Here is a 26,754-nt window from a genome sequence, read left to right on the forward strand (position 1 = left end):
CGCGGAAGCTAGCCTGACTCTGATAGGTAGGATGCCTTGAAGCACATGGTCAATGATTTTCCCGACATCATAATGACATTACCAATATCCATATAGGTCGGGCGGCAGTGGTGCCAACCGAACGGTGAATGTGATACCCGCGGCGAACCAATCCGGTAGCGCAACGATCACTATTACCGTATCCGATGGCAGTTTAAGTTATACCCGTACATTTGTTGTGACAGTCAATGCGGTGAATGACACCCCCACCATTAGCAATATCAGCAACCGCAGCATCAATGAAGACAGCAATACGGGCATTATTGCCTTTACCATAGGTGATCACGAAACGGCCGCAGGTTCGTTGTCAGTGAGTCGCAGTTCAAGCAATACGGCACTCGTTCCGACCGCCAATGTGATATTGGGCGGCAGTGGTGCCAACCGTACGGTGAGTGTGACACCCGTGGCGAACCAAGCTGGAAAATCGACTATTAGTATTACCGTATCCGATGGCAGTTTAAGCAGTACTGTTGCATTCGTTGTGACAGTCAATGCCGTCGATGATCTTCCTATTGTCAGCTTAACGCCAATTCCTGACTTATATGAATCACAATCTTTATTTGTAACGGCAAGTGCATCTGATAATGATAGCGATATTAGTGCAGTAGAGTTTTCAATAGATAACTCCGCTTGGTATCCCGACACAAGCTCACCCTACAACTATGATTTTGGAATGCAGGCAATTGGAATACATCAGGTCAACGTTAGAGCTAAGAGTTCAACCAATCAATATTCATCGATAAGCACAGCGTCATTCAATGTCCTTTCTGTAGCGTTAGTTGATATTAATGAGATATCTGATGCAGCGAACAGTCCCGTATCACCAGAGCAAAGCGACTTAGTGGGTGAAATAAAAGGTAATGCCGGCGTTGATGGCGGTGCATTTTCTTATTCAGTGCCTTTGACTATTGCTCCAGGTCGTAAGGGCGTTCAACCTAGCTTATCGCTAAACTACAACAGTCAATCTGGTGAAGGAATTGCCGGCATGGGCTGGAGTTTATCAGCCAATTCTAGCATTTCCCGCTGTTCTAATATTTATGATCTAGATGACTCAACGATTAATAGCACTTTTAGTGTAGACGATAAAATTTGTTACAACGGTAGTCGCTTAGTGGCAGTATCTCCGACTAATGGCGGTTCTGTTGGGCAATACGGCACCTCTGGCACCTATTATCAAACCGAGCGCGATGGTTCTGTTATTGTGCAACAATTAGGTGGCGGACTAAATAGCAGCAGTGTTTACTTTGTTGCTTCTGAAGTAAATGGTACTCAACATTTATTGGGTCAATCAAGTAACAGTCGTATTGTCCCCGTAGGATTAAACCTTGCTTCTACTTGGCTGCAAGATACCACCCGCGATACTCACAGCAATGAAATTAGTTATCAATACGATGAAGCCTCTGCAGGTAATCGCTATCTTCTTGATATTTTCTACACTGGTTATGAAGGTGTTTTAGGGACTCGAAATATTCACTTTGATTACAAAAAAATACCTAGCTCTAAAGGTTATCAATGGGGAGGTTATAGTGTTCATGACAGGCAGTTGATGAGTATTTCAATGAACATTGAAGGGCAAGAGAAAGCAACTTGGAGATTGAATTATCAAATCCCGACTACCTCTTTAAATGATGCTGCGATATTAGATCATTTACAGTATTGCGATACAGGTAATAACGATTGTTTAACAACCGAGTTTGGTTGGTTTTACCGTCAATATAAGCATAATTTACAAACTAATCATGCATTAGCCAATATTATAGATAATTATACAATCGGATTAAAAGTAAAGCAGGATGCTGACTATGATGGTGACGGCGTGACCGATTTATCGGTCCCATTAGACGGTATATATCTATCTCGCACAGGAAATAAGATTACTTATCAAGATTTGCCTGACATTAGCAGCCGCCAATGGGCAGGTGATTTGAATGGTGATGATTTACCTAGTTCAAATGAAGAAAGCATAAATGTCATAAGCGGCACTATCGATTATGATTTAGATGGTGCAGACGATTTTGTTTATACCAATAGTGCATCTAAGCTTGTTTTTAGCAGTTTTAATGCTAATGGCAGTATTAAAAGTACCTATACTTCTAATATTAGCGCGACTTGTTATGCCACGATTTATCGTGACATTGGGGATAAATATTGTACAAGCCATGCCGTCGACATTAATGGCGATGGGCGTAAAGATATTTTACTGGCGACCAACAAGCAAACTGGCTCAGGTAATAATATTATCACCTACAAAGCCTATTTACGCAGCGATTCAGGTTCAGATTTTGTCGAGAAAGGCACTTTCACTGCCGAGGCTAAAGAGCCGCTTATTCCGATGGATGTGGATGGCGATGGTGTTGTTGATTTGGCGCCAAGCCAATTTCACAAGTCATTAAAATGGTACAAGGTTGGGTTTAACCCAGACTCAAATACGGTCTCATTTATTGAGAAAAATATCACTTTTAACGTCAACGTTGATATCGTTCATCGCACAAGACCGAGTCGGTGGGTTGACTTAAACGGTGACGGACTCAGCGATATCTTGACGTTGCATAAGGTGAACAGCACCGACAGCTTTTACACCCGCTATATCATTTTCAATAAAGGCAATGGTTTATTTGAAGCACCTCTAAATACAGGTATAAAAGAGCTTGCATTTAGTGGCGGCAACGGCAGTTTTGCTAAGGACCCAACTTATGGTGGTTCTGCTGGTTATGTACACGAAAATTTCATTCAATTTATTGATTATAATGGCGATGGTCGCCAAGATATTTTATACCCTGATTACTCTCGCAAACAATACCTGTATGAATGTTGGAATTGGACTTCTAATGAATCATGCCGCGCCGTTGATGGGGGAAATGCACCTAAATTCTATGACCATGATGTCTGGTATTGGAATGTGTTGCTCACCAATCCTGATGGCAAATCTTTTACTGATGTCCAACTACCCGTTTATGGTGCGTTAGCTACGCTGTCCCCTATCGATTTAACGGGTGATGGCAGAGTTGATTTCATCTCAGGAATAGGGTTTGAGTCAGACGCCACAAAACGCACCTGGTTTTACGGCTCTAAACAAGGCGGTAAACCTCCTTCTTATCCTGTTGGGTTCACTTTGTTTGCGCATGTGGATACTCAAGATACTGTAATTAAGAGTATCAAAACGGGGATGGGTGAAAAGTTACAGCTTGATTATACGCAACTTAAAAATCGTTACCCTCAGCCTGAAACTACCGAATATCCTTACGTAAATTTTACTAACACCATGCGAGTTGTTGCTACATTAAAAGAAGATAATGGTTTAAATGGGGTTAATAAAACGGAATACAGTTATAAAAATGCTCGATTCCATGTCTCGGGCCGAGGCTTTCAAGGTTTTAGTGACATTATTGAAACCAATACTGATGCTCAAAATCTGCATACATTAACGACTGAAACCATGTTCTCACAAACCTTCCCTTGGTCAGGGACTGTGTTGAAAAAAACCGTTAAGGACGGTCAACAAAATATAATAAGTGAATATCAAGTTGACAAACTTGATGACAAATTTGAACTTGTCCCTGGTGAATTGGAATATCTCAATGGAATTGTTAATAAAAATGGTGGCAAAAGTTGGTGTTTCTATCCTAAAAAGACAACGAGCGTAACGAAATCTATTGACCCAAACACCATTGTGACGACGGTGAAAAACTCGCAAGAAAAAAACCGTTTTTGTCAAACGACGTTATCGTCAACTTCAACGATTGATAACACCATAGAACATAACAAAAGCAGTACACAGGATTATACCGATATAGCGGGTTGGTCTATGCCTACAGCCTCAGAAACCAACCAGTCGGTTGCCTATACAGTAGCTCATGAAGGTGTAATTTTAAACCCTGCTAATACAGCGACAAGCCAAAAAACGACGCACATTTATAACGATAATACACAAGAGTTGATCAGCAGTATAACTGAAGGCACCGGTACGTTAAAAGGAGTTGCCACCACTACGACTTATAGCGACTATGACCAGTACGGTAATGCAAGCAAAGTGAGTGTGGGAGATAGATACAATCAAGTCGCCATGACTAATGATGGTTATTTTGTCTATAAAACCTTTAATGCCCAATGGTCGGGCGTTGCAGTGACAACCAATACCTATGACCCACTAACCGGTCAGGTTCTGACATCTGTTGATATGGATGGAGTGACGACAACCAATCAGGTTAACTTTATTGGTATGGTACAAAGCTCATCAGTCACTAAAGGCGCCTTAGTTATCCAGCCTACCAACTATGTGTCATTACAATGGGAGACCGGAGATTATGCCTACAAGCAAATTGTACAAGCAGATGGCCAACCACAAGCCGTTACCTATTTCGACAGCCTTGGTCGTCCTGTAAAGCAGGTAACCGATGGTTTTGAAGGCGAAATCATTAGCGAAACCGCGTATGACGCAAGAGGCAATATTGTTAGTGAAACCAAGCCAACAGAGGATTACGGCACCCAAAATACGACACAATTCCAAGGTTATGATGCGTTAGGGCGGCCCGCACGTAAGATTTACAATGACGGCATGGTTAGCTACCAGTCAGAATATGACTATGGCGATGGCATTACGACGAATATTAGCGTTTCTGGCGGGTTAAATGCGTCGATGAGTCGCAGTTATAACAGCCTTGGTCAGCTATTAAGCACTACAGATGCAAAAGGTAATAAAAGTTACTTTGCCTATAATGCCGCAGGCTTACCTGTGTTAATCCAAGATGTGCTGGGCAGCCAAATCACCGCCCGTTATGATGATTTAGGCCGCAAGGCATGGTTTAACGACCCGAACATGGGGGTCTGGAACTTTACTTATAATCAATATGGCGAGCTTGTAACCCAAAAAGATGCGCGCAATATTACAACCACATTTAACTATGACAAAGCCGGTCGTCAAACGAGTCAAACAGGTCAGCAAACGCGAACCTGGGTATATGATGCCAATGTGGGTTACGGTAAGTTATACCAGGCTAAAGTAGATGGGCATATTCAAACTCATAGCTATGATACCGCTGGGCGCATTAAGCAAACACTTACGGCTATTGGTAGCTTAAGCTTCACTGAAAAATATGCCTATGACTCGCAATTTGGCCGTATCAAAGCCATGCAGTATCCTAGCGGCGAGCATGTAGCTTATCGTTTTGACGACAAGGGTTATTTAATCGAAGATTACCAACGTTTTACTGATGGTTCTGAGCAATCACTGCGCATAATCGATGAGTACAGCGCCTTTGGCAGTATTAATCAACAAACGTTCAGTAGCTATTATGTTCAACAGTTTAGCCGTAATTTAGCCGGTTCACCAACGAGTATCTGTACCAGCTCTTCTGGAGGGTGCAGTACTCTCGGGGTGCAATACTTAAATTATGATTATGATGGAATGGGTAATTTAGCCTTTCAACACAATGTGATTACCCAGTTCAAAGAAAGCTACAACTATGACGAGCTCATGCGGGTTGATGACTCAACTAAAACGTACAAAGGTATCACCTATGCTGCGGTTAATTATGACTATGACGCCGCAGGTAATATCCTTGTTAAAGGCGATTACGGCAGTCAGTATCTTTACGGTAGTGTAGGCAAAGGTGCTGGCGGTAATGCAGGCCCTAACGCCATTAGGCAGTTTATCCGTGGTGGTACAAAAACGTTCACCTATGACAATAACGGTAACCGGCTCACCGGTGATGGCGTAACGTTAACCTATAACGACCAAAACAAGCCGTTAACGGTAGACCGCAATAATGTAAAAAGTACATTCAGTTACGATGCCAATGGTAACCGCTATAAACAGGTTAAACAGCAAAGTGGTGCTGTAGTATCGACCACTTTCTATGTGGGCAGTTTTGAGCGTGAAGTGACCTTAAGCAGTACGGTAGATAAAACCTACATCGGTGACCACACCATTAAGATGAAAGCCCATGTGGGCAGCTTAGGTAATCAATCACCGTTTCAGCATGTACTGCGCGACCATTTAGGCAGTGTTGATACCTTGATGGATGCTAAAACCGGAGCAGTATTACAGCACCGTGGTTATGATGTGTTTGGTCGCCCAAGAGACATAGCATCAGGCAATACTTTATTATCTGGTACTAATTGGCAAGGTGTCACTAAGGGCTACACAGACCATGAGCATTTGATTGACCAAGAGCTCATTCATATGAACGGGCGGATATACGATTTTAACATCGGTCGTTTTTTAAGTGTTGACCCGTTTTTGCAGTTCCCAGAGAATAGTCAAAGCGCTAACCCGTATTCGTATATTTTGAATAACCCGATGAGTGGGACAGATCCGACCGGGTATCTAGCAGAAACAGATAAAGCAGAAGCGGTAGGTGGTCCATCAAATGATGCTGAAGTAGAAAAAGAAGAGACAAAAGTAACAGGTAATGGCCAGAAAAATGAAACTCGACGTGCAGTAAGAGATCACCGTTCAGCAAGCAAAGCCGGAACTTTTGCGCCGAGTTCTGGTACGTTTAGTGGCGTTAGTAATGATACCAGTGGAGATAATTCCGGCAACTCTAACACTAAATCCAGTTTTAATTCGGGCGAGCATAAGGGAAGACTTGAGGCGGAGTCGACTCTTGGTGAGGCACCATCGGATGCAAATCAAGTGTATAATGATGCAGAAAAAGCCTCTAGAGAATTACCCGAAATAAGGCGTGGAAAAGGGAGAGAGTTTGTTGATAAATTTGCAATTAGTTATATCGACAAGTCAGGGAAAATAAGAGTGGAGACTTTCTTGTCATTTGAGAATGCAAATAATTTTGCAGGACAAGTTGATGGTGGCTGGCCTGAAGCTATGGAGGAAGGTGGTTATATTACTTTGTATAGAACATCAACCTATGCGAAAACTATAGGCAACAAACATAATCCTTATCAGAAGTTAGATTTATCGAATAAGGAAAGTGTTATTTACAACCTTGCACATGAAGGAGTCCATACTCAATATGGTAGATCACACGATGCAAGGTTAGAAGCTATTTCGTTTGGTGCAGTTGAAAGTTACAGGGAAAATTTAAAATGATATCAATCAAGTATTTGATTATTATTCTGGCCGTAATTAGCTTCTGCGTTTGGCCAAGTAATTATAAGTCTACTTATATAACAAGAGTAAATGCAGCAAGCTACGATGTAGAAATACAAGTTAAAGCAAGTGAAATATATGGTATGTACCAAATTGATGTAAAGATAGGAAGTATTCCAACAAAATTTCATTGTTTAAAATTAAATAAAGTAGATCTTGGTATTTATGGTGATTCAGGGCCAATAGCTATTACCCCTTTAAATTTGAGTTCTGACGGTGATTTATATCATTCTTTTTATTTGCAAAAGGATAATTTGGTAAGAACAAGTATTGGGATAAACTATTCCAATACCTTGAGTGGAAGCCAATGTGAGCAGTTGTCTTTGAATGCGTTTATTGTTGAGTTGTCAGCTTGGGAAACAAGCAATTCTGATATTTTACAATTACATTAGGAATAACCCATAAAGTATTCAGCTGAAAAGTATATATAAAACAATTTTTAAAGGCTCATAATTATTGACTTTTTTCAACTTCAGAAATAAAGTCAATCTTAGTTAGCAATTGCAGACTTTGAAGATGTAAAGTTCTGCAACAAAATGAATTTAAACGACTATTTTAACTATTTAATTCGAGAGTCTGGGTTCAAATTCCTATCCCTCCGCCACATTCAATGAAAAGGCCTTATCGAAAGATAAGGCCTTTTTGTTTGGGCAAAAGATAGAGATTTAAACCCAGGGTTCTTCTTTATTACAAGCAAGATATCCCTCCGCAAGATTCAACGAGAACGCGTGAGTATTTAAGCGGGTTGAAAATCTCTACAGAAAAATTGACCATTACAACATAGTGCAAGTTGAAGATACCGGACGGATTATTCGACAAGATAAGCGGGGCGCCATTAGCTCAAGCAGCCAGGACATACTGAATAGATTAAACATTCCCGCAGAGAATTGGCTTAAAATCACAACTGAATTTAAAGGCGCTTTTTGAGCTTTACCTGCACTAACCGAATATTGTGAACATTTAGAACGAAAACAACGACAAGATGCAGCTAATTGTCAGCGCTGGTTGTGCGCTTAAATCACAATTCCAAATCAAATTACAATTCACCTTACCCTTGATGACTATCAAGTTTTCCTGCTGTGCCTAATTTAGAAAAGGACAAGTAAACCAGTTATTTATTGCTAATATTTTAGTCATATCGATAGAAATAGAAAATAACATGGCCACCCATTCTAACTAGCTAAATATTCAACACTGAACTAGGCTTTATTACCCTTTTCAAATGGTAATAGAAGATGGCCAGACCAAGACAAACTATCGTTAGCCTAGAAGATACGCCTTACTATCACTGCTGTTCTCGTGTGGTACGTAAGGCATTTCTATGTGGAATTGATAATGCCACTGGTGATAATTTTGAACATCGGCGTGAGTGGGTAGATGCGCGCATTCTTGAGCTGGCGACCATCTTTGCTATTGATATCTGTGCTTATGCCGTGATGAGTAATCACTTACATGTGGTTATAAAAGTCGATGCTGACAAAGCGAAGCAGTGGTCAGATAAAGAAGTGCTCACTCAATGGCACAAAGGCTTTAAAGGTACGTTACTCACGCACAAATACTTAAAAGAAGAAGACCTTAACTCATTTGAACTTCAAACGGTTAATGAATGCATTACTGAATACCGTAAGCGCTTAATTGATATCAGTTGGTTTATGCGTTCTTTAAGTGAGCCAATTGCTAGAATGGCCAATAAAGAAGATAAGTGTACAGGTCGCTTCTGGGAAGGGCGCTTTAAATCCCAGGCGTTACTCGGCGAAGCAGCCGTTCTGAGTTGTATGGCTTATGTTGATTTAAACCCTATTAGAGCCAAAATGGCCACCACACCAGAAGCCTCAAACTACACCAGCATTCAACGCCGAATTAACTCAGCAATAAAAGGTGAACAACCAGCAGAGTTATTGCCTTTTGTGGGGAATGAGCGTTTAAACATGCCTAAAGGCCTGATGTTCAGTGTTAAAGACTATATTGTGTTGGTGGAAGATACCGGGCGAATTATTCGAGAGGATAAACGGGGTGCCATTTGTGCAAGTAGCCAAGCTATTCTTAATAGACTGAATATTCCTGCTGAAAACTGGTTAAAAATCACCACAGAGTTTGGGGTATTATTCAAAGGTGCGGTAGGGGCTTTGCCTGCATTAACAGAATATTGCGAACATTTAGACCGAAAACGACGACAAGGCGTAGCCAACTGCCAACGCTGGTTGTGTGCCTAAGCAACAATTACTTAATCCCACAAAACCATCTTCCACTTGATTGATATCAAGCTTTTCTGCTCTTTTAAATCGACCATATTACTGATGGATTGGCCATCGAGTGCTAATTTGTTAAATCATCCAAAGATTCAACATACAAGTGGTCTAGTTAAGCTGGCTACTTAATTAGAGGCTAACCACAACTGTCTTCCTGGTATTTTGCAACTTAGCCATACTTACCGTAATGTGAACGATAGAGTTTTGAACATTAACTCTAAGAAGCTTTTGTCCAACAACGAGTTAGCCTTACTTGAAAATGGTGAAACTCAACTCTGAACTTGAGGCCGTTGAAGAAAATAGCGTGAGCTGGCCATGGCCTTTCCCGCACATCCATGTGCTTCAAGGCATTCAGACATCCCGTCTATCAGATGCCCGCTAGCTTTCGCGGTACAGGATGTACCATCGGAAGTGTTAGCATTTTCGAATAAGGCCGAAGACGGTTACAGATGAAGTCAAAAGCTAATAAATCCCCGTGGCGACGTTTTCGCTGTTTGAAAATGTTGCGGTGCGGCTGGGAGTTCCAAGAGGGAACAGCCGTTGGTTTCCTATTTGAAACATGGCCATATATGGCTATGTATTTACTTATTGGTCTATTAATCCTTGCAGAACAAGCTATTAAACAATAAATAGCAAGAACATAATTGTTAATAGGCTGTCGTTATTTATTACAAAACCTTTCCTAGGTGTTTTTCTCGAAATTTGATACTTTAGATAATGAATTAAAAACGGAGAGTCTTATGAAGTGTCACCGTGTTGATGAACTTATCGAGTTAATGCATCCTGAATGGCAAAAAGATTCGGATCTGAGCTTAATGCAATTCATTATTAAACTATCCAAAGAAGCTGGATATAAAGATGCTATCGAAAAACTAACGGATGATGTTCTCATCTATCACTTAAAAATGCGCAACAGCCCAAAAGATGAAATGATTCCAGGGCTAGCAAAAGATCAGGTGGATGACTTCAAAACGGCCTTACTCAAGGCTAGAGGTATAATTGAATAAAAAGTTACACTTTTATAGCAATATTACACTATAAATTTGAGGCGTGTAGTTAAGTGGCCAATCTTATGTAGTTATCCACTATATTAATGATTCATACAAATAAGGATAGGCCGCGCGAAGCCGTGTCCTTATCGCAAGTGTTGAACAAGCCCGAACACTTGCGATGTTACTCTTTATTAAGTAAATAACAGATCGAGATTACGTTCTGTTTGAAGTGACAGTTATTGGGCTTTTTTTCTTGAGCCAGTACGTCCCCTTAGCACTATTGCTAATCATTTAAAGAATATAAAGATCAGCGTATTGAGCTAATTTCTCCTTAGTATCCGTTAAGTCATTTCCTAAGCCATCATTTTCAGTGTTAGGTGATGAGTATTAACTGTGTTGGTCGTTTGTGTATGCCCATAAAGCGCATAGATTGATGGCAACATGGACAACTGCGTGTCGCTAATCTGCGCTTTACCTCGGTCAATATTGGAAATGTCGCACCAGCAATCGCCAACATAAGCTGTATCTGTAACCTGAGCTTCTTGGCGATACCTCTGAACAATCCACTGTTTGTTACAATAGTCCCGCACTCGTCGTAATCCCTTAGGTAAAGCAGGTTGGAGCACTAACCATAGAAATTCAGTGGTAGGTAAAGTGCGTATTTTTGTAGACTTAGTTTGATGTCTTGATACTCAAAGCTGACTTGTCCATCGACATTACTAATGATGTTTTTGTCGGGAAGTATGCCGCGATAAAGGTAGCGCGATAGCTATTGTAGCGCTGGTAAGTCTTTGCCCACATGCTGGCAGTCTGCCACCCACTAAAAATGAATGAGAGTGGCTCAAGGATTATGCATAAACTAAGCGTTCTACTACTCATCGCCTGTCTATCTCAATTTATGTTGTACCTGCTAGGATTGGCAGTCAAAGCGGCTGATAAGCATAGGTAATACCAAGCGAATTCGATCAAACATCGTAATGTTTTATCAAACCAATTTATAGGAATAAGAGCCTACAGAGATAGGCATTTGAAGCAGCTGAAGTCTCACTGGCTAACAGGGATCAAGACGCTACAAGATTTAATCAAGGATCCACAAACATGCTGTTAAATTCGTGGGGATCCCTCAGGGTCAGGGTAGACTTTATTTCCAGCCCTTAATCTGATAGTCATAAAGGCCTATCATTATTCCCAAAACTGACAAAAGTAATGACATTTCATCTGCTGTTACTGACAGGGTTAGTACATATCAGATTGGCATTTTTTCCCAATACAAATCATCATGTTAAAAGGTTAGCTTAAACTCGTTTATTTCCAAAAAAACGCGTTTAAAAGTGATTTAATTGATCATGTCTGTCGACAGCGGTTAGCGCTATTGCAAAGTAGTCATTTTATTCATAACTTGGTATGGTTCAGTTGGGCTTAAAGGTTTTTTTATGGCTAGTTTTTATAGATAGTTTATTACAGGAAATGTGGATATTAAATGATTGATGCAGTTTGTACTTATGGTGATGAAAGGCACACTTTCTCAATTTTGAAATTTCAGGCGTTACCCGAAATAGAAATTGAACAATTTAGGCAATTTTTAGAATGCCCTGAGTGCAAAGGCAAAGCGTATTATCGTAAGAGAAGCTCAAACGGTAAAGCGGCGTGTTTTGGTTCTCGATATCATATTGTAGGATGCGATGAAGGCTCGCCATCAACGCAGCGGGAGCGGGAAGTTAGCCATAGTCTTGAAGTGAATCAAATTATTGCGGGCGCTGATATTATTAGTATTGATTTCCTATTATCAAAGGCAATCAAAAAATCTAAAGATAAGCTAAGCACCTATAAGAAAAGCACCGCTGAGCAAACCACTGCCTCAGTACTCAATCCTAAAGTAAATCCTAAGCCTGACATTAGCAGTCGAATAGACGCTGAAGAAAAACCGAAAAGTAATATCAAGAGGTTAGGCTTAGAAAAAATACTCAACAGCCTAATGCGGGGTAGCGATTTAGCCCAGTCTAGTACCTTGATTGAGCTTGATGCTGGTTATACATTCAAAGCCAAAAATTTGTTTGTTAACTTTGCCGATGCCGAACCCAGTGACAGCGTAAAACAGGCTAAACCTAAAATGTACTGGGGCACCATTTCCCATCTAGACAAAGAGCTCGATTGGTTAAACCCATCTGATTGCAACGATGTAGGCATACCTTTGTCTAAACATAAATCAACAATATTATCCCAATTTAACATATCCGAACCAAGACAACTGGAAGGCGCTGGGATTATTGTATTTGGTAAATGTTTTTGGAATGCCAAGAAGACGCGCAAAATAATCGAGCTGTGGAATGCTGAGCGGATATTTATTTCAGTATTAGAGGAGTAATGTAGTAAAACTTTATTTTCACCCTTCCTTTATCTTTTTTATCCTATCTTCATCAAAAAAGCTCGGCAAGCTTGCCGTCACACCACTAAGTGTTGCTGACAAAAATGAATCAACTTATTGATGAATGAGTTGTTGTTATGTCCGGTCACGCTTACAGGTTTAGCCTCTGGCATATTGTGTTGACCTTTTAGTCTATCTTCTCTTATTTGACGTCGGTCATCGGCGCGGTTAGCGACTTGTGCAAAATGTTGTCTCTGCGTTAATGTCATGCTGGCCATAAAGCTGCGAAAGGGCACTTTTGGCGTAGCAGCAGCTAGATTGGTTTTGGGTGAACTGCACATACTGATTCACTTCGGCTAAATGACTATTGGGTGCTTAATAGACCGAGCTGAGGGGGATTATATTTCACTTGATGATGACCATGTTCTGTTGAGTCGCTATTGCTTATACATTTGGTTCAGAGATTGGTTCTGTGATTGGGTGAGAGGTTTTTGACACCTAATTATAGCGATTGCGCGCAAACATTGTCATTCTGTTTTTTTTAGCCCGATACAGACAATCAACAATCAACAATCGATAACCGACAATAAAAAAGCCCAGAATCGCAACGACTCAGGGCTCTAGAGTAATGATCATACTTACCGGCTACAGCTAGTTACTGTGTATTGACTCGGCAGAGGCTAGATCCGCGCCATACGCTTAAGCAATAACAACCACAATATAGGCAGCAGTAAGATATAGAAAAACAATGCTTTGGCGCCGATATCACCATAAAACAGTGTGTTGTTAACAAATCTTACAATGCCCATAGGATCCCATGGCATGTAATGGCTATTGCCGTGCAAAAACATCGTGGCTACAATCATAATTGTGATGGCAATCCATTGTCTTGCAGGCTCATAGCTGCGCACCACAAAGGTTGGAATTAACGCGGCTAGGCCAATGCCAACAAAGTTTTGCGCTAAGTGCATTGCGGTAGGATATTGACTGCTATTTAACCACCATAATAAGTTGCCGGCAGCGGACTGGCCTATTGCCAATATAGTCAACGCATAGTAGCCAATGCTAATACACAGACTAAATAGTACTAATTTGATAAAATTCATTTAATTCCTTTAACACCCACATTCCATAAGATATTGTTGTCGTTATTTATACACTATCAATACACTATCAATACAGTAGGTTAGCAGGATAATAGACTGTTTGATAAGCGCTTATTATCTCGACGCTATTATCTCGACGCTATTATCTCGACGCTATCATCTCGACGCTATCATCCCAAAACTATTATCTCGAAACTTAAGCTACAGATTAATTACTGCATTATAGCGGTCAAATGCAGCGTCTAAATCGGCAATCAAGTCGTCGGCATCTTCTAGCCCAATATGCAGTCTTATCAAGGGTTTGCTACTATCCCATTGGGTGGCGGTGCGAATCTTGTTAATGCCGAATATGCCTAAAATTAAGCTTTCGAAACCGCCCCATGAAAAGCCCATTTTAAAATGGTCCATATTTTCAACAAAAGCAGTCACTGACGCTAAGTCGCCTTGTTTTAGCACAAATGAGAATAGGCCATTGCCACCACTAAAGTCGCGCTTAAAAAACGCGTGGCCAGGACAAGTATCAAACGCAGGGTGACGCACGTGATCCACTTCTGGGCGAGAGGCCAACCAGTTTGCCACTTTTAGGGCATTTTTATCATGCTGTGCCATACGAACCCCTAAGGTACGTAAACCGCGAGCGGCTAAATAGACGTCATCAGGTGAGGTGGTTTGGCCCATTACATAACTGTTTTCACGTAGCTGTGGCCAGTATTGTTCATTGGCTGTGGCGGTGCCCATCATCACATCGGAATGGCCAACAATATACTTGGTGGCTGCTTGAATGGAGATGTCGACACCCATATCAAATGGGCGAGAGTTAATCGGTGATGCCCAGGTATTGTCTAGCATCACAATAATATTATGTTGGTGGGCGATGCGGCTGAGCGTAGGCACATCTTGCACTTCCATGGTGATTGAGCCCGGTGATTCTAGAAATAATACTTTGGTATTTGGGCGGATTAAATCACTAATGCCTTCGCCAATCATGGGGTCGTAATAGGTGGTTTCGATGCCAAACCCTGCCAGCATTTTGTTGCATAAATCGCGAGTGGGTTCGTAAGCCGTGTCAGCCATTAATAAGTGGTCGCCACTTTTTAAGAATGATAATAATGCGCTGCTAATAGCGGCTGTACCAGAAGGGTACAAAGCGGTGCCTGCGCCGCCTTCAAGTTCGCTTATGGCTTGTTGAAACGAAAAGTGGGTTGGGGTACCACGACGACCATAAAACATTTCGCCATTGGTTTTGTTTTTAATCGCAAAGCGCATCTCGTCCATAGTGTCGAACACCACGGTTGAGGCACGAAAAACCGGTGGGTTAATAATGCCTTTAGTGAATTTTTTATCACGACCTAGGCTAACAATTTTGGTCGCTAATTTATCGTCTTTACTCATATCGTTATTTCCATTTTTTAGCAGCGTCTATGGTATGTGCTTTAGCTAATATTTATTAACCAAATATCAATGACATGGATAAATGCGCTGCGGTGAGCGGTTTGCGATTGATTGTCATCCTAGCACCAACGAGCACATTTAATAGCGCCTAAATGCTGAGGTTGATTATTTTTCATCACTTAGCGGTAAACTGAGGCACATTTCGACCCCTTCGATGCCATCCTCTATGATGTTGGTTGCTTTAATGGTGCCATGATGGAAGTCGGTTACCAATCTCGCAATATACAGTCCTAAGCCTAAATGGGGCTTGCCATTAATGCCTTGAGGCCTGATTGACACCATAGATTCAAAAATTTGGCTGTTCATGTCTTTGGGCAGTAAAGGGCCAATATTACTGACTTTTAATATCGCTTGTTTTTGATATTGGCTCAGACTGACGGTGATGGCGCTATCGGGTTGGTGAAACTCAATCGCGTTGTTGATCAGTTTATCCATTAATTGGGCAATGTATTCAGCTACGCCATCGCAAAACATGGCTTTATCTTCAATGTGGACGCTAAAGCGTTGGTCTGGGTAAGTGATCTGATAACCTTGGATGCAACCGCTGATGACTTTTTTTAATGAAAAACGACAATTTTCTGCTTGAGTTAAACTGGCTTCTAGACGGGTTGCTTCACTTAAATTATTTAAAATAAGGTGCAATCGGCTGACGCCTTCTTGCGCACGATTAACGTACTTTTGTGATTGCTCGTCAAGTTGCTGCAAGCCTAAATGTTCAAGCGAGCTACGTACTACGGCAACGGGGGTGCGCAGTTCGTGTGACAAGCGTGACGACATGTTTTCTAAATAATGAGTGTATTGACCTAAGCGGCTGACAATACTTGAAAAGCTGCGTGACAAGTCGCCAATTTCATCGCGGTTCTTTGATGCCACAATTTGTTGTCTTACTCGGCCTTGGCTGTCGATAGCTAATTCGGCCTGGTCGCGCAGACGACGAATGCGGCTTGAAATGCTCGAGGCAAAGATAAACAAGGCTAATGTGCCCATACTCATCACGGTCAAAATGACGTTAAACAGCTTTTCCAGCGCGCGATTACGTAAACTACGAATACCGTGTGTGGTTTCTTCTGCTATCACCACTCCCATCACTTTATCGTCAATCCAGATAGGACTAGCCGCCGCCAGTACCACGGCTTTATTGTCTGGGGTTAGGCGCCATGTTGAGCCTTGTTTACCGCTTAAGGCTTTTTCAATGTGGCTACCAGTGAGCTCGGTTGAGTCTTGCAGTGAATCAATAAAATTTTGCGGTGGACGAGTCAATATTTTGTAGTAAAGCGGCAATATGTATTGCTGTTTAAAATGCAGCCAAAGTGAGTCTGGTTGATTGACGTTAAGGTCATCGGCCCAGGTGTTAGATGATGAACGAATATCGCCCGATTTTGCCAATACGCGGCCATGATTGTCGACCACCCAGATCCGTGAGCTGTTATGGCTCATGCCTTTAATGATTTTTTCAATTTCAGGAGAGGGCACTAATACCGTGCCTAAACTGGCGACTGAATCGGTGGCGGATGTGCCAATAACATTGACCAGTTGACGGGTGTTAGCATCGTTAACATTATGAATCGCAAACCCTAATTTACTGCCAACCATATCGAGTGGCAGTCTAAATTCGATATTGTAACCTTTGTTTGTTGTTAGCCATTGGCCTTGAATGCGGACTTCTGGGCTGACGGGCATCGATTGGCTGGGATCGGCGGGTAATTCAAATGCGCTTAGCCAACCACTTTTACTATTGGCAATGATATAGCGTCTGAACTGACCATCGGGTGATTGAGTTGCCATCACTAAGTGATCATTTCTATCAATCCGCAAACTATTACGACTACGAAAAATCAGGCTTTGGTCACTGACGTTAAAAAATCCATAGAGATAACCGCCATATTTTCCCACCATGTGAGTAAAATTAATCTCAATAGGGTCGGCTTCATTATGTTGATAAATAACATGTTCATCAGAGTAGTTAAGGGTGCGATGTTGATATAAATCCCAGTCAGCTAGTTTGCCATCGAGTTGAATAGGACCTGCGAGAGGGTAGGCATATAAGTCGCGACCTTTTTCAACTTGGTTTAAAAAGCTGGCTTGGTTGTCAAATAACTTAGGCCGTTCATGCAGGGCAGTCGCAAGGGCTTGGGTGGTGCCTTCGAGTGTTTTTTCTTGACCATAACGGAGGTACTTTTCCATTTCCCATACATATTCATACCCAAGCCATGGTAGGCAGAGTAAAAACAGCGATAAAATGACGACTTTGGCACGCAGCCCTATCGGTAAATTCATCTGTTAGATATTGTCCCAGCGGTAACCCATGCCATAAACGGTATCGATACAGTCAAACTCAGGGTCGATGGCGATAAACTTTTTTCGAATGCGTTTAACGTGTGAGGTAATGGTGCTGTCGTCGACGTAAATTTTGGCTTCTTGCATTAAATCTTGCCGGCTACGCACATGGCCTGGGTGTTTTGCCATTGCGTGAACCATCCAAAATTCGGTGACCGTCAGTTCTATCGGTTGCGACTTCCAATATACCTGAATACGGTTGCCATCAATGGTGAGGTGACCGCGCTCGAGTAAGTTGTCTTCAACTAGGCTTGAACCGATCAATTCAGAACGGCGAAATAGGGCTGCAATACGGGCCATTAAATGAGGGAAGCTGACCTCTTTTGATAAGTAGTCGTCGGCGCCTAAACGTAGGCCGCAAACGGTGTCAAAGTCACTGTCTCTAGCGGTTAAAAAGATAATCGGTAAGCTGCTCGACATCGCGCGTAATGCTTGGCATAGGGTAAAACCGCCGTCAATTTCATGCTCTAAACCAATATCAATAATGGCTAAGTCTGGTAAACGTGCATTAAAGGCGAGCATGGCTGCTGGCCGATTTGCATAGGCTTGCACGCTATACCCTTGCAGTTGCAGGACATCTTTGTAATTTTCGCGGATAGCGGTTTCGTCTTCAACAATGGCAATTCGTTTCATGAGTTGATTTCAATCAATAAGCTGGTAAATGGATACAGTGCTGACTATACAGGATTTTATCGACCAAAAAAGCCGTCAGCGGCAATTGCCATATTGTTGCCACATTTGATCGCCACATTGCCATTTTTGAACCCAAATAAAGCCATGTATGGGGTGTTTAATAGCGACATAGAGTTAATCAGCCACACATTAACTCATGTATTGATGATGACATTCATTTTTAAACTACCGCTAAAAGGGATTCTTTATGAAAAAGCAACTTATTGCCGCAACAATGATCAGCACTATGATGGTTTCAAATATGAGCTGGGCGAATGACGCTGACATTTCTGCTGAACGTGAACACACTGAAGAACTGGTGGGGTTAAGTTCTGGGATTGTACTGGGTGCTGTGATTGGCGGCCCTGTAGGTGCCTTTATTGGTGCATTAACTGGCACATTTATTGGTAAAACGGTTGGAGACGATGCCGAATTAGCCCAACAAAAACAACAGTTAGTGGCGAAAAATCAACAGTTGGCTCAAACCAACGAGCAATTAATAGCACTCAACACTAAACAGCAAACATTGGAGCAGGTGTCAGATAAATACTATCAATTACAGTCGAGCTTAGCAGAACAAAAAGCCAATCAACAACGAACACTTAATGAGTTAACTATTGGGATGCATGTGCAGTTTAAGACAGGATCGAGCCATATTGAACCGTTATTCGAGCAGCAGTTAGATAATGTGGCTTACATGATGAACTTGTCACCAGAACTGACCATTGATTTAACCGGTTATGCCGACCGCCGTGGCGATAATGATTTTAACCAAGCTTTGTCTGAACAGCGTTTGGCTGAAGTAACTCAATATTTGGTTGCACAGGGCATTGAACGGCAACGTCTGCACGGACAAGCTTATGGCGCTAGTTTGCCAATGCACCAACAACAAAATTTTGAAAATGACTTTTTTGATCGTCGCGTCACGATCAAGTTAATGGCGCCGGGTGCTGAATTAGCCGCGAATTAAACTCACCACGAGTTAAATACCCAGTCAATTTTCTTTGTTGTTTTGAATATGACCCATAGGCGCAAACAATGGTGTTGCAGCCTATGGGTAAGGATCCGCTATGCAGCCGTTTTTTTTTGTAACACGTTTGTCTGTACATCATGTCGGTAAGTTGCTGTACTTATGTCTATTTATTGTTGTTAATGCCAGTGTTACAACTGTGCATGCATCACCGGCAGGATATCAAGATGACGATATCACCCAAGGCAGCTTAGTGTATTTTCAACAAGGCCAGGTGATACAAGCCTTGGCTTTGGACACGCAAGTCAGTATGAAAGTATCGGGCTTACTTAATCGAGTCACGGTTAAACAAGTTTTTATTAATGACTCGGATCTATGGGTTAATGGGCGCTATTTATTTCCGTTACCTGAAACGGCAGCAGTCGATAGCATGGCATTACGCATCGGTGACAAAGTCATTAACGGACAAATCCAACCTAAAAAACAAGCGTTACACACTTTTGAAACCGCAAAAAAGCAAGGCAAACAGGCTAGCTTGTTACAGCAACAGCGACGTAACTTGTTTATATCAGAGGTGGCTAACTTAGCGCCGCACGGACAATTAGTGGTTGAGATCAGTTATCAGCAAAAGATTGAATATAGCGATGGAGTGTTTAGTTTACGTTTCCCATTAGCGATTACCCCGCGTTATAACCCGCAAGATAATCATGGCGTAGAGCCGCTAGCTCAGCCTGAATTAATGGCCAACACGCAGATCGATACGCAGGTCAATATGCAAGTGAGCATTGATGCTGGTTTTGAATTGACATCCCTTAGCAGTCTGTATCATCCGATTAAACAATCTAACAAGGGTCATCTATACAGTGTGAGTTTTACTGGTAAGCAAATTGCCGATCGCGATTTTGTGTTGCAATGGCAAGCCAATGTTGGCGCATTACCGCAAGCGGCAACCTTTTATCAAACCGGTAAAACCCATGTTGAAGCCGATGTTAAAAGCTATTTTGAAATCAACAAGGTTAATGGCACCGATCCATTGCAAGGACAATCCCATCCCGTCGACAACAGTTTGTACTCGCTGGTGATGTTAATGCCGCCCAGTGTCGAGGTCAGTGAGCAACATCTTATTGCTCGAGAACTGATTTTGGTGATCGATACCTCAGGTTCAATGTCAGGTCAGTCAATCACTCAAGCCAAACAAGCGTTGCCATTTGCGCTTGCGGGGCTGCGTGATATCGACACCTTTAATATTATCGAATTTAATAGTGACGTGAGCATGTTGTCAGCGACACCATTGCCAGCCAATAGTCGTAATATTGATCGAGCCAAGCGGTTTATTTATGCATTAGAGGCTGATGGTGGCACCGAAATGCGCAGTGCACTTCAAACCGCGCTGGTGGATAGTGTGCAGCAAGATTCTAATCAAACCGATATACGCAGTGATATGTTGCGCCAAGTGATTTTTATGACCGACGGTGCTGTTGGCAACGAACATGAGTTGTATCAGCTTATTAACGATCAATTGGGTGACAGCCGCTTATTCACGGTGGGTATTGGCTCGGCGCCAAATTCAGATTTTATGCGCCGAGCCGCGACTATGGGACGTGGCACATTTACCTACATTGGTGATGAGTCAGAAGTGCAGCAAAAAATTGAGCAATTGCTGAATAAAATTGAGCAGCCGGTGTTGACCAATATTGGCTTGCACTACCTTGATGGCAGCGTGCCAGATTATTGGCCGACGACGATTAGCGATTTATATCAAAACGAACCGCTTTGGGTAAGCATTAAATCAGCATCACATCAGCAGCAACCCATCATAGTGTCGGGCAATATTAATGGCCAGTATTGGCAGCAACAGCTTGATTTTGAAGATAACCAAGCTGCTAAGGGCATTGATTTGTTATGGGCAAATGCGCAAATAACATCACTTGAGCTTTATAAAGACAATGCCAGCCGCGACCGCGTCAATAAACAAGTGGAAGCATTAGGGATCTTGTATCACTTAGTGACCAGCCAAACGAGTTTAGTCGCAGTGGATGTCACTCCGGTGAATCCATTGATTGATAGCCCCATTGATGTCAAATTGCAGCCTCATATGCCCCATGGTTTACAAGCTGCACCGTCTTCTTCGCAAGTGTTGCCACAAACGGGGACCAGCAGTCGGTTATGGTTATTAATTGGTTTTAGCCTGCTGAGCTTAGGATTACTGCACTATTTATGGTTAAGACAATGCTTACCGGGCCAATTGTTAGTGATTGAATCAAATGAGTAAGTTGGAGGTAGAATATGCAGCGAACAATATCACCGGCCAAGCACTGGATTGTTATTGTGCTGACAAGTGTGTTGGGTTGTGGACTATTGATACAGGGAGGTTATATGCAAGCTAAGGCCCATTTTGCCCAATTTTTGATTGAGCGAGCATTTGAAAAAACCTTGGTGGATAATCAACCGCATAAACCTTGGTCTTGGGCTGACACCCACCCGGTGGCTAAAATGCGCGTGTTGCAACAACAAACCGATGGTTTACAACCATTGGGGAGTGACTTATATGTGTTAGCGGGGGCATCTGGGCGCAATTTAGCCTTTGGTCCTGGGTTGATGTTAGGCGGCGCGGCGTTGGGGGATCAGGGACATATGATCATTGCGGGCCATCGTGACAGCCATTTTATGCGTTTACAATACGTTAAAGTAGGCGATATTATTGAGCTTTATAGTACTGCTGGCGAACGGGTGTTATATCAAATAACCGCGACACAAGTAGTACATGAAACCGACATTGAGGTGCTTGCCCCCACGCCAGATAGTCACTTAACCTTGATAACCTGTTATCCATTTGATCAACTCAGCGGTAATGCTGAATATCGATATATTGTTGAAGCTAAACCCTTGGAGGCAAAACCGTTATACAGCTAACGATAATGCGGTTAATGACTTGCTGATAGTGGAGACTGGAAAGTTTGACGGTTTTGGACGTTCAGAGGCATGAAAGTCTTTAGCGTTGAAGCCAAATGTTTGATTGAAGGTTAATGTACAAATTAAAGCGAAGTCAGTGAAATATTATCGGTAACTTCGCTTTATCGTCAATAAAAAAGCAGCGCCCAAAAGGACTCTGCTTTTCTATTAGCCAAGCTGCCATTAAGCTTTCATTGATTTTTCCCCCCGGGCTAAACCGACCACACCTGAACGTGATATTTCAATCACCTTGGTCATATCGGTGATCGCATGGATAAAGGCATCAATTTTATCGCTGGTTCCGACCATTTGAATAGTATAAATATTGGCGGTGACATCGACGATTTGACCGCGGAAAATATCCGCCGTGCGTTTAACTTCTTCGCGCTGAACGCCTTGGGCTTTGACTTTAACTAAGGCAATTTCACGTTCGATGTGGGGCGACTCAGTAATGTTAGCCACTTTTAAAATATCGATAAGCTTATGCAATTGTTTTTCAATTTGCTCAAGAATATTTGCATCGGCAATCACGGTAATATTTAAGCGTGACAAGGTAATATCTTCAGTGGGCGCAACGGTTAAGCTTTCAATGTTGTAACCGCGCTGAGAAAATAACCCCACGACTCGTGACAATGCGCCCGGTTGGTTTTCAAGTAATACAGAAATAATACGACGCATTAGCTTTTCTCCGTTTTGCTTAGCCACATTTCGTTCATCGCACCGCCGCGAATGAGCATAGGGTAGACGTGTTCGGTCTCGTCTACGCTGATATCAACAAACACTAACTTATTTTTTATCGCCAACGCTTCAGCCAGCTTAGACTCAAGTTCATCTGGATGATTAATATTGATACCAACATGACCATAGGCTTCTGCAATTTTGGCAAAGTTAGGCACAGAATCCATATAAGAATGTGAATGACGACCAGAATAAATCATGTCTTGCCACTGTTTTACCATGCCAAGGAAACGGTTATTTAAGTTAATAATTTTAACTGGAGTATCATATTGCAGTGCCGTTGAAAGCTCCTGAATATTCATTTGGATAGAGCCATCACCGGTAACGCACACTACGGTTGCCTCTGGGAATGCCATCTGAACGCCCATCGCCGCAGGTAAACCAAAGCCCATGGTGCCTAATCCACCTGAATTAATCCAACGGCGGGGTTTATCAAAAGGATAATACAAGGCGGCAAACATTTGATGTTGGCCCACATCGGAAGCCACATAAGCGTCACCATTGGTGAGTTTGTACAATGTTTCAATAACTTGCTGTGGCTTGATCCTATCAGTTGTGCGATCAAACTCTAAACTCTTGCGTGATCGCCAAATTTCAATATCGCTCCACCATGCGGCAATAGCGGCAACATCATTGGTATCTTTAGACTCATCAAGTAAATCTAACATACCGTCTAGAATATTATCGGCAGAGCCAACAATCGGGATATCGACTCTAATGGTTTTAGAAATAGACGATGGATCAATATCAATGTGTAAAATGGTTGCATTGGGGCAATATTTTTCGACATTGTTAGTGGTGCGGTCGTCGAAACGGACCCCAATACCAAAAATTAAATCGGTATTGTGCATCGCCATATTGGCTTCATATAAGCCATGCATTCCTAGCATGCCTAAACTCTGCTTATGGGTGCCAGGAAATGCGCCTAATCCCATTAAGGTGCTGACAACGGGAATGTTCAAGCGTTCCGCAAGGGCAAGAAGTTGTGCATCACAACCTGAAATAACCGCTCCACCACCGACATATAACACAGGTTTTTTAGCGGCTAGTAGGGCTTGCAAGCCTCGACGGATTTGGCCTTTATGACCTGCTGTCGTTGGATTGTACGAGCGCATTTTAACCCGGTCTGGGTAAACATAATTATGCAAAATATCTGGACTTAGGCAGTCTTTTGGCAAGTCAATAACTACAGGGCCTGGACGACCTGTCGCGGCAATGAAAAAGGCTTTTTTGACCGTTTCTGGAATGTCTTTAGCATCGGTTATTAAAAAACTGTGCTTTACGATAGGACGTGAAATACCAATCATGTCGCATTCTTGGAAGGCGTCATTACCAATCAAATTACTTGGCACTTGACCCGACAACACTACTAACGGAATGGAATCCATGTAAGCGGTGGCAATACCTGTGATGGCATTGGTTGCTCCAGGACCGGATGTGACTAACACTACGCCCACTTTACCCGTGGCACGAGCATAACCATCAGCCATATGCACCGCTGCTTGTTCGTGACGAACTAAGATGTGTTCTATACCAGATGTTGTATGCAGAGAATCGTAGATGTCTAATACCGAACCACCGGGATAACCGAAGATATGGCTGACACCTTCATCAATTAATGAGCGCACGATCATACTCGCGCCAGAAAGCTTTTCCATGAAATAAATCCTTGTTAAGTTACCGTATGGTAAACAGTATCTTGTGTACAACGACGGTAATCGTTTGAATAAATAAGTTTGAAGGGTAATTCAAACTCGAGAATTGAATTAACAGCAGTTAAATTCAACAACTTGTCCATCAGAGACTGACTTATCTCTTCCTTCCATCTTATGTAAATTTATTTTTACTGCAACTACTTTAGTTAATTATTTTTCAAGCTTGAAATAGTTTCATGTTTATGAACTTATTTGGGGGCGGTATATAAGATGTACAAGTAATCGCAAGGCGCCATAAGACCTATAATCAAAATCTAACGGTTTCAGACTAGATAAACTGCAAATGTAGGGTGAGGTCGGTTAATGAACTCTGCCTCTGAACTGCTGTGAAAGGGGGGGGGGTGGCAATGTTACTAAGAGGGCGGACATGGAATCGCAGAAATTTAATCAAGTTTATGGATATGAAGCTCGAGTTCAATTGAGTTTCAATTCTTACATGAAAATAGCCGCATTGATTAGTTTTACCTTTGCTATTGTGATAACGATTTTACTTCGAGCCGTGGTTATAATTGGCGCAGAGCCGGGTATTGACGGATCAACATTAGACACCTGGATAATGGGTTACATGTTTGTAGGCTTTTTTATTACCAGCTTGATTAGTTCAGCGATTTCGTTTGTTATTTATTCACTAATATGTGCTAAACAAAAAGGCCACAGAGTAACGGGTAGATTTTCCGTATTAGTAAGTCGTTCTGATAAGTGATTTGTAGCGTTAGATAAGCTATTCATGGGACTGATTTAAGTGAAGGGTAGGGTTCAATATTTTGGCGTTCACATAAGGACAAGACCATCGATATTAATGGCCTTATCCTTGTTTACCGCAGTGTTAGTTAGCCGGCATCATTTTTCGGTAAGGTACTTTGAAAAAACTGGCACACCCCAACTAATAATACTGCACTAAGCATCAACGCCGAAAAAGGCACTGCGCTACCGTCATAAAAATACGCCAGTAATGGCCCCGCGACAGCACCAAAACCAAATCTGAGGGTACCGATAACGGCTGTTGCTGTGCCAGTTTCTTGCTTGAATTTCATTAATACGATGGCGTCAGCATTGACCGACATTACACCTAGGGAGCCCATTAATGGGATTAGCATCAGCACGGTAAAGTGATAACTTAACTCCAGTAAATTAACCGCTAACAAGCCTGTTGCGGCAATGGAGCAAAAAAAGGTGGCTACATGCAACATGCGTTTTGACCCGAACCGAGTCACAATTCTGGAATTAACAATGTTAGCCAGCATCAAGGCGCCCACATTGGTGCTAAATAAAATAGCAAATAACGATTTATCTAAATGAAACACTTCCATGTAAATAAATGGCGAAGCGGTTAAATAGCAAAAGAAGGCAAATGAGGTTAATACGCCGCTAGATAAATTCAGTTTGACCCCACTACGGGAAAATACGGTGTAGTAGGCGCGTAAAAATGATTTTTGACTGCGCCCGCCTAAGTCCTTATCGCTGGGCATTTTAAGTTTAAATAACACTAAAGCCAGTAGCGTAATGGCATAGCAACTTTGACTTAAAAAGATCAGGTGCCAATCGCCGAGTTCCATAATCAAACTGCCCATCGTCGGGGCGAGTAATGGTGCCAACATCATGATGAGGCTGACATACGACATACCTTTGGCCGTATTGTCGCCATAAATTTCTTTAATATAGCCCGGAACCACAACCGTGGCCGCCGCGCCAATGAATGCTTGGGCAAAGCGCAGCATCAAAAACTGTTCAATACTGGTACTCAGTGCAATTAACAAACTTATCAATGTGAAGCCTAACAACCCAAAAATAACCAGTGGTCGACGACCAATTTTATCGGCCAGTGGACCAAAAATCAGCATGCCCAATGCATAGCCCGCCAAATAAATACTGAGTGATTGTTGCACCGTGGTGATGTCGGTATCAAACCCTAATGCCAATGTGGACATTGCCGGTAAGTACATGTCGATAGCGAGAGGTGTAATGGCGACAATGGCGGCAAGCATGGGGATTAGCATCGCTAAATGGGGGATACCCGCTGATACAGGAGATGAATTAAACTTTGATGGCGATACCACGT

At 42.2% G+C, this 26,754-nt stretch carries 17 protein-coding genes and 3 pseudogenes; 11 read left to right on the plus strand and 9 right to left on the minus strand.

All coding sequences use genetic code 11. The annotated features are described in order from the left end of the window. Positions 1–124 precede the first annotated feature (124 nt). The 5 genes and pseudogenes from AAEY93_RS08370 to AAEY93_RS08390 all read left to right on the plus strand — a co-directional run bounded on the left by AAEY93_RS08370 (position 125) and on the right by AAEY93_RS08390 (position 10,403). Complete coding sequence (locus AAEY93_RS08370) at positions 125–7,087, plus strand: SpvB/TcaC N-terminal domain-containing protein (protein WP_351076083.1); 6,963 nt, start codon at positions 125–127, stop codon at positions 7,085–7,087. Then, positions 7,084–7,539 carry a hypothetical protein gene (locus AAEY93_RS08375; RefSeq protein ID WP_351076086.1) on the plus strand — a complete coding sequence of 152 codons (456 nt, stop codon included), beginning with the start codon at positions 7,084–7,086 and terminating at the stop codon, positions 7,537–7,539. The genes AAEY93_RS08370 and AAEY93_RS08375 overlap by 4 nt, the downstream gene beginning before the upstream one ends. 397 nt (positions 7,540–7,936) lie before the next feature. Further along, positions 7,937–8,164, plus strand: a pseudogene (locus tag AAEY93_RS08380) (transposase); the annotation flags it as partial. A gap of 218 nt (positions 8,165–8,382) precedes the next feature. Next, on the plus strand, positions 8,383–9,360 hold the full coding sequence (locus tag AAEY93_RS08385; protein ID WP_351076089.1) for a transposase: 978 nt from the start codon (positions 8,383–8,385) through the stop codon (positions 9,358–9,360). Positions 9,361–10,136: 776 nt separating this feature from the next. Next, positions 10,137–10,403 carry a YihD family protein gene (locus AAEY93_RS08390; protein ID WP_124011698.1) on the plus strand — a complete coding sequence of 89 codons (267 nt, stop codon included), beginning with the start codon at positions 10,137–10,139 and terminating at the stop codon, positions 10,401–10,403. 358 nt (positions 10,404–10,761) lie between these two features. Here AAEY93_RS08390 and AAEY93_RS08395 read toward each other — a convergent pair. After that, a pseudogene (locus AAEY93_RS08395) lies at positions 10,762–11,208 on the minus strand (transposase); the annotation flags it as partial. Here AAEY93_RS08395 and AAEY93_RS08400 point away from each other — a divergent pair. Together AAEY93_RS08400 and AAEY93_RS08405 are read left to right on the plus strand one after the other, a co-directional pair. Then, a pseudogene (locus AAEY93_RS08400) lies at positions 11,209–11,496 on the plus strand (IS4 family transposase); the annotation flags it as partial. 372 nt (positions 11,497–11,868) lie between these two features. After that, positions 11,869–12,753 (plus strand): hypothetical protein, encoded by an 885-nt coding sequence (locus AAEY93_RS08405; RefSeq protein ID WP_351076095.1) that lies wholly within the window; start codon positions 11,869–11,871, stop codon positions 12,751–12,753. A gap of 77 nt (positions 12,754–12,830) precedes the next feature. Here the strand turns inward: AAEY93_RS08405 and AAEY93_RS08410 are convergent, their stop codons facing one another. From AAEY93_RS08410 to pdsR, 5 genes are all read right to left on the minus strand, one after another. Further along, positions 12,831–13,094 (minus strand): hypothetical protein, encoded by a 264-nt coding sequence (locus AAEY93_RS08410; RefSeq protein ID WP_351076098.1) that lies wholly within the window; start codon positions 13,092–13,094, stop codon positions 12,831–12,833. Between the two features lie 339 nt (positions 13,095–13,433). Further along, entirely contained in the window at positions 13,434–13,859 is a 426-nt protein-coding gene (locus AAEY93_RS08415) for a hypothetical protein (protein ID WP_101031983.1), read from the minus strand. 201 nt (positions 13,860–14,060) lie between these two features. Beyond that, positions 14,061–15,251, minus strand: coding sequence for a cystathionine beta-lyase (locus tag AAEY93_RS08420; protein WP_124011695.1), 1,191 nt, complete (start codon positions 15,249–15,251; stop codon positions 14,061–14,063). Positions 15,252–15,416: 165 nt separating this feature from the next. Beyond that, the gene (gene pdsS, locus AAEY93_RS08425) at positions 15,417–17,588 is read right to left on the minus strand and encodes a proteobacterial dedicated sortase system histidine kinase (protein ID WP_124011694.1); all 2,172 of its coding nucleotides are present in this window, start codon (positions 17,586–17,588) and stop codon (positions 15,417–15,419) included. A 3-nt stretch (positions 17,589–17,591) separates the two neighbouring features. After that, positions 17,592–18,281 (minus strand): proteobacterial dedicated sortase system response regulator, encoded by a 690-nt coding sequence (gene pdsR, locus AAEY93_RS08430; protein ID WP_101031980.1) that lies wholly within the window; start codon positions 18,279–18,281, stop codon positions 17,592–17,594. 247 nt (positions 18,282–18,528) lie between these two features. On the opposite strand from pdsR, the gene pdsO reads away from it, so the two are divergent. From pdsO to AAEY93_RS08445, 3 genes are all read left to right on the plus strand, one after another. Then, the gene (pdsO, locus tag AAEY93_RS08435) at positions 18,529–19,290 is read left to right on the plus strand and encodes a sortase-associated OmpA-like protein PdsO (RefSeq protein ID WP_101031979.1); all 762 of its coding nucleotides are present in this window, start codon (positions 18,529–18,531) and stop codon (positions 19,288–19,290) included. 100 nt (positions 19,291–19,390) lie between these two features. Further along, complete coding sequence (locus tag AAEY93_RS08440) at positions 19,391–21,562, plus strand: marine proteobacterial sortase target protein (RefSeq protein WP_351076104.1); 2,172 nt, start codon at positions 19,391–19,393, stop codon at positions 21,560–21,562. A 14-nt stretch (positions 21,563–21,576) separates the two neighbouring features. Then, a complete protein-coding gene (locus AAEY93_RS08445) occupies positions 21,577–22,203 on the plus strand; it encodes a class GN sortase (RefSeq protein ID WP_124011692.1) in 627 nt (208 codons plus the stop codon). Positions 22,204–22,425: 222 nt separating this feature from the next. Here the strand turns inward: AAEY93_RS08445 and ilvN are convergent, their stop codons facing one another. Both ilvN and AAEY93_RS08455 read right to left on the minus strand, forming a co-directional pair. Continuing rightward, positions 22,426–22,920 (minus strand): acetolactate synthase small subunit, encoded by a 495-nt coding sequence (gene ilvN / locus AAEY93_RS08450; protein WP_351076109.1) that lies wholly within the window; start codon positions 22,918–22,920, stop codon positions 22,426–22,428. Further along, positions 22,920–24,638, minus strand: coding sequence for an acetolactate synthase 3 large subunit (locus AAEY93_RS08455; RefSeq protein ID WP_351076112.1), 1,719 nt, complete (start codon positions 24,636–24,638; stop codon positions 22,920–22,922). The genes ilvN and AAEY93_RS08455 overlap by 1 nt, the downstream gene beginning before the upstream one ends. 424 nt (positions 24,639–25,062) lie before the next feature. Here AAEY93_RS08455 and AAEY93_RS08460 point away from each other — a divergent pair, with 424 nt between their 5' ends. Next, positions 25,063–25,398, plus strand: a complete 336-nt coding sequence (locus AAEY93_RS08460; protein ID WP_101031974.1) for a hypothetical protein — start codon at positions 25,063–25,065, stop codon at positions 25,396–25,398. Positions 25,399–25,525: 127 nt separating this feature from the next. On the opposite strand, the gene AAEY93_RS08465 is transcribed toward AAEY93_RS08460, so the two are convergent. Continuing rightward, positions 25,526–26,692 carry a multidrug effflux MFS transporter gene (locus AAEY93_RS08465; RefSeq protein ID WP_101034686.1) on the minus strand — a complete coding sequence of 389 codons (1,167 nt, stop codon included), beginning with the start codon at positions 26,690–26,692 and terminating at the stop codon, positions 25,526–25,528. Between the last annotated feature and the right edge of the window lie 62 nt (positions 26,693–26,754).

Origin of the sequence: Shewanella sp. CAL98-MNA-CIBAN-0140 (assembly GCF_040309905.1) — a bacterium.
Taxonomy (GTDB): domain Bacteria; phylum Pseudomonadota; class Gammaproteobacteria; order Enterobacterales; family Shewanellaceae; genus Shewanella; species Shewanella psychromarinicola.

Bases quoted from the DNA above. Each gene is read 5' to 3' on its own strand.
- AAEY93_RS08375 (WP_351076086.1), top strand. From the start codon at position 7,084: ATGATATCAATCAAGTATTTGATTATTATTCTGGCCGTAATTAGCTTC.
- AAEY93_RS08385 (WP_351076089.1), top strand. From the start codon at position 8,383: ATGGCCAGACCAAGACAAACTATCGTTAGCCTAGAAGATACGCCTTAC.
- AAEY93_RS08390 (WP_124011698.1), top strand. From the start codon at position 10,137: ATGAAGTGTCACCGTGTTGATGAACTTATCGAGTTAATGCATCCTGAA.
- AAEY93_RS08405 (WP_351076095.1), top strand. From the start codon at position 11,869: ATGATTGATGCAGTTTGTACTTATGGTGATGAAAGGCACACTTTCTCA.
- AAEY93_RS08410 (WP_351076098.1), bottom strand. From the start codon at position 13,094: ATGTGCAGTTCACCCAAAACCAATCTAGCTGCTGCTACGCCAAAAGTG.
- AAEY93_RS08415 (WP_101031983.1), bottom strand. From the start codon at position 13,859: ATGAATTTTATCAAATTAGTACTATTTAGTCTGTGTATTAGCATTGGC.
- AAEY93_RS08420 (WP_124011695.1), bottom strand. From the start codon at position 15,251: ATGAGTAAAGACGATAAATTAGCGACCAAAATTGTTAGCCTAGGTCGT.
- pdsS (WP_124011694.1), bottom strand. From the start codon at position 17,588: ATGAATTTACCGATAGGGCTGCGTGCCAAAGTCGTCATTTTATCGCTG.
- pdsR (WP_101031980.1), bottom strand. From the start codon at position 18,281: ATGAAACGAATTGCCATTGTTGAAGACGAAACCGCTATCCGCGAAAAT.
- pdsO (WP_101031979.1), top strand. From the start codon at position 18,529: ATGAAAAAGCAACTTATTGCCGCAACAATGATCAGCACTATGATGGTT.
- AAEY93_RS08440 (WP_351076104.1), top strand. From the start codon at position 19,391: ATGCAGCCGTTTTTTTTTGTAACACGTTTGTCTGTACATCATGTCGGT.
- AAEY93_RS08445 (WP_124011692.1), top strand. From the start codon at position 21,577: ATGCAGCGAACAATATCACCGGCCAAGCACTGGATTGTTATTGTGCTG.
- ilvN (WP_351076109.1), bottom strand. From the start codon at position 22,920: ATGCGTCGTATTATTTCTGTATTACTTGAAAACCAACCGGGCGCATTG.
- AAEY93_RS08455 (WP_351076112.1), bottom strand. From the start codon at position 24,638: ATGGAAAAGCTTTCTGGCGCGAGTATGATCGTGCGCTCATTAATTGAT.
- AAEY93_RS08460 (WP_101031974.1), top strand. From the start codon at position 25,063: ATGGAATCGCAGAAATTTAATCAAGTTTATGGATATGAAGCTCGAGTT.
- AAEY93_RS08465 (WP_101034686.1), bottom strand. From the start codon at position 26,692: ATGCTAATCCCCATGCTTGCCGCCATTGTCGCCATTACACCTCTCGCT.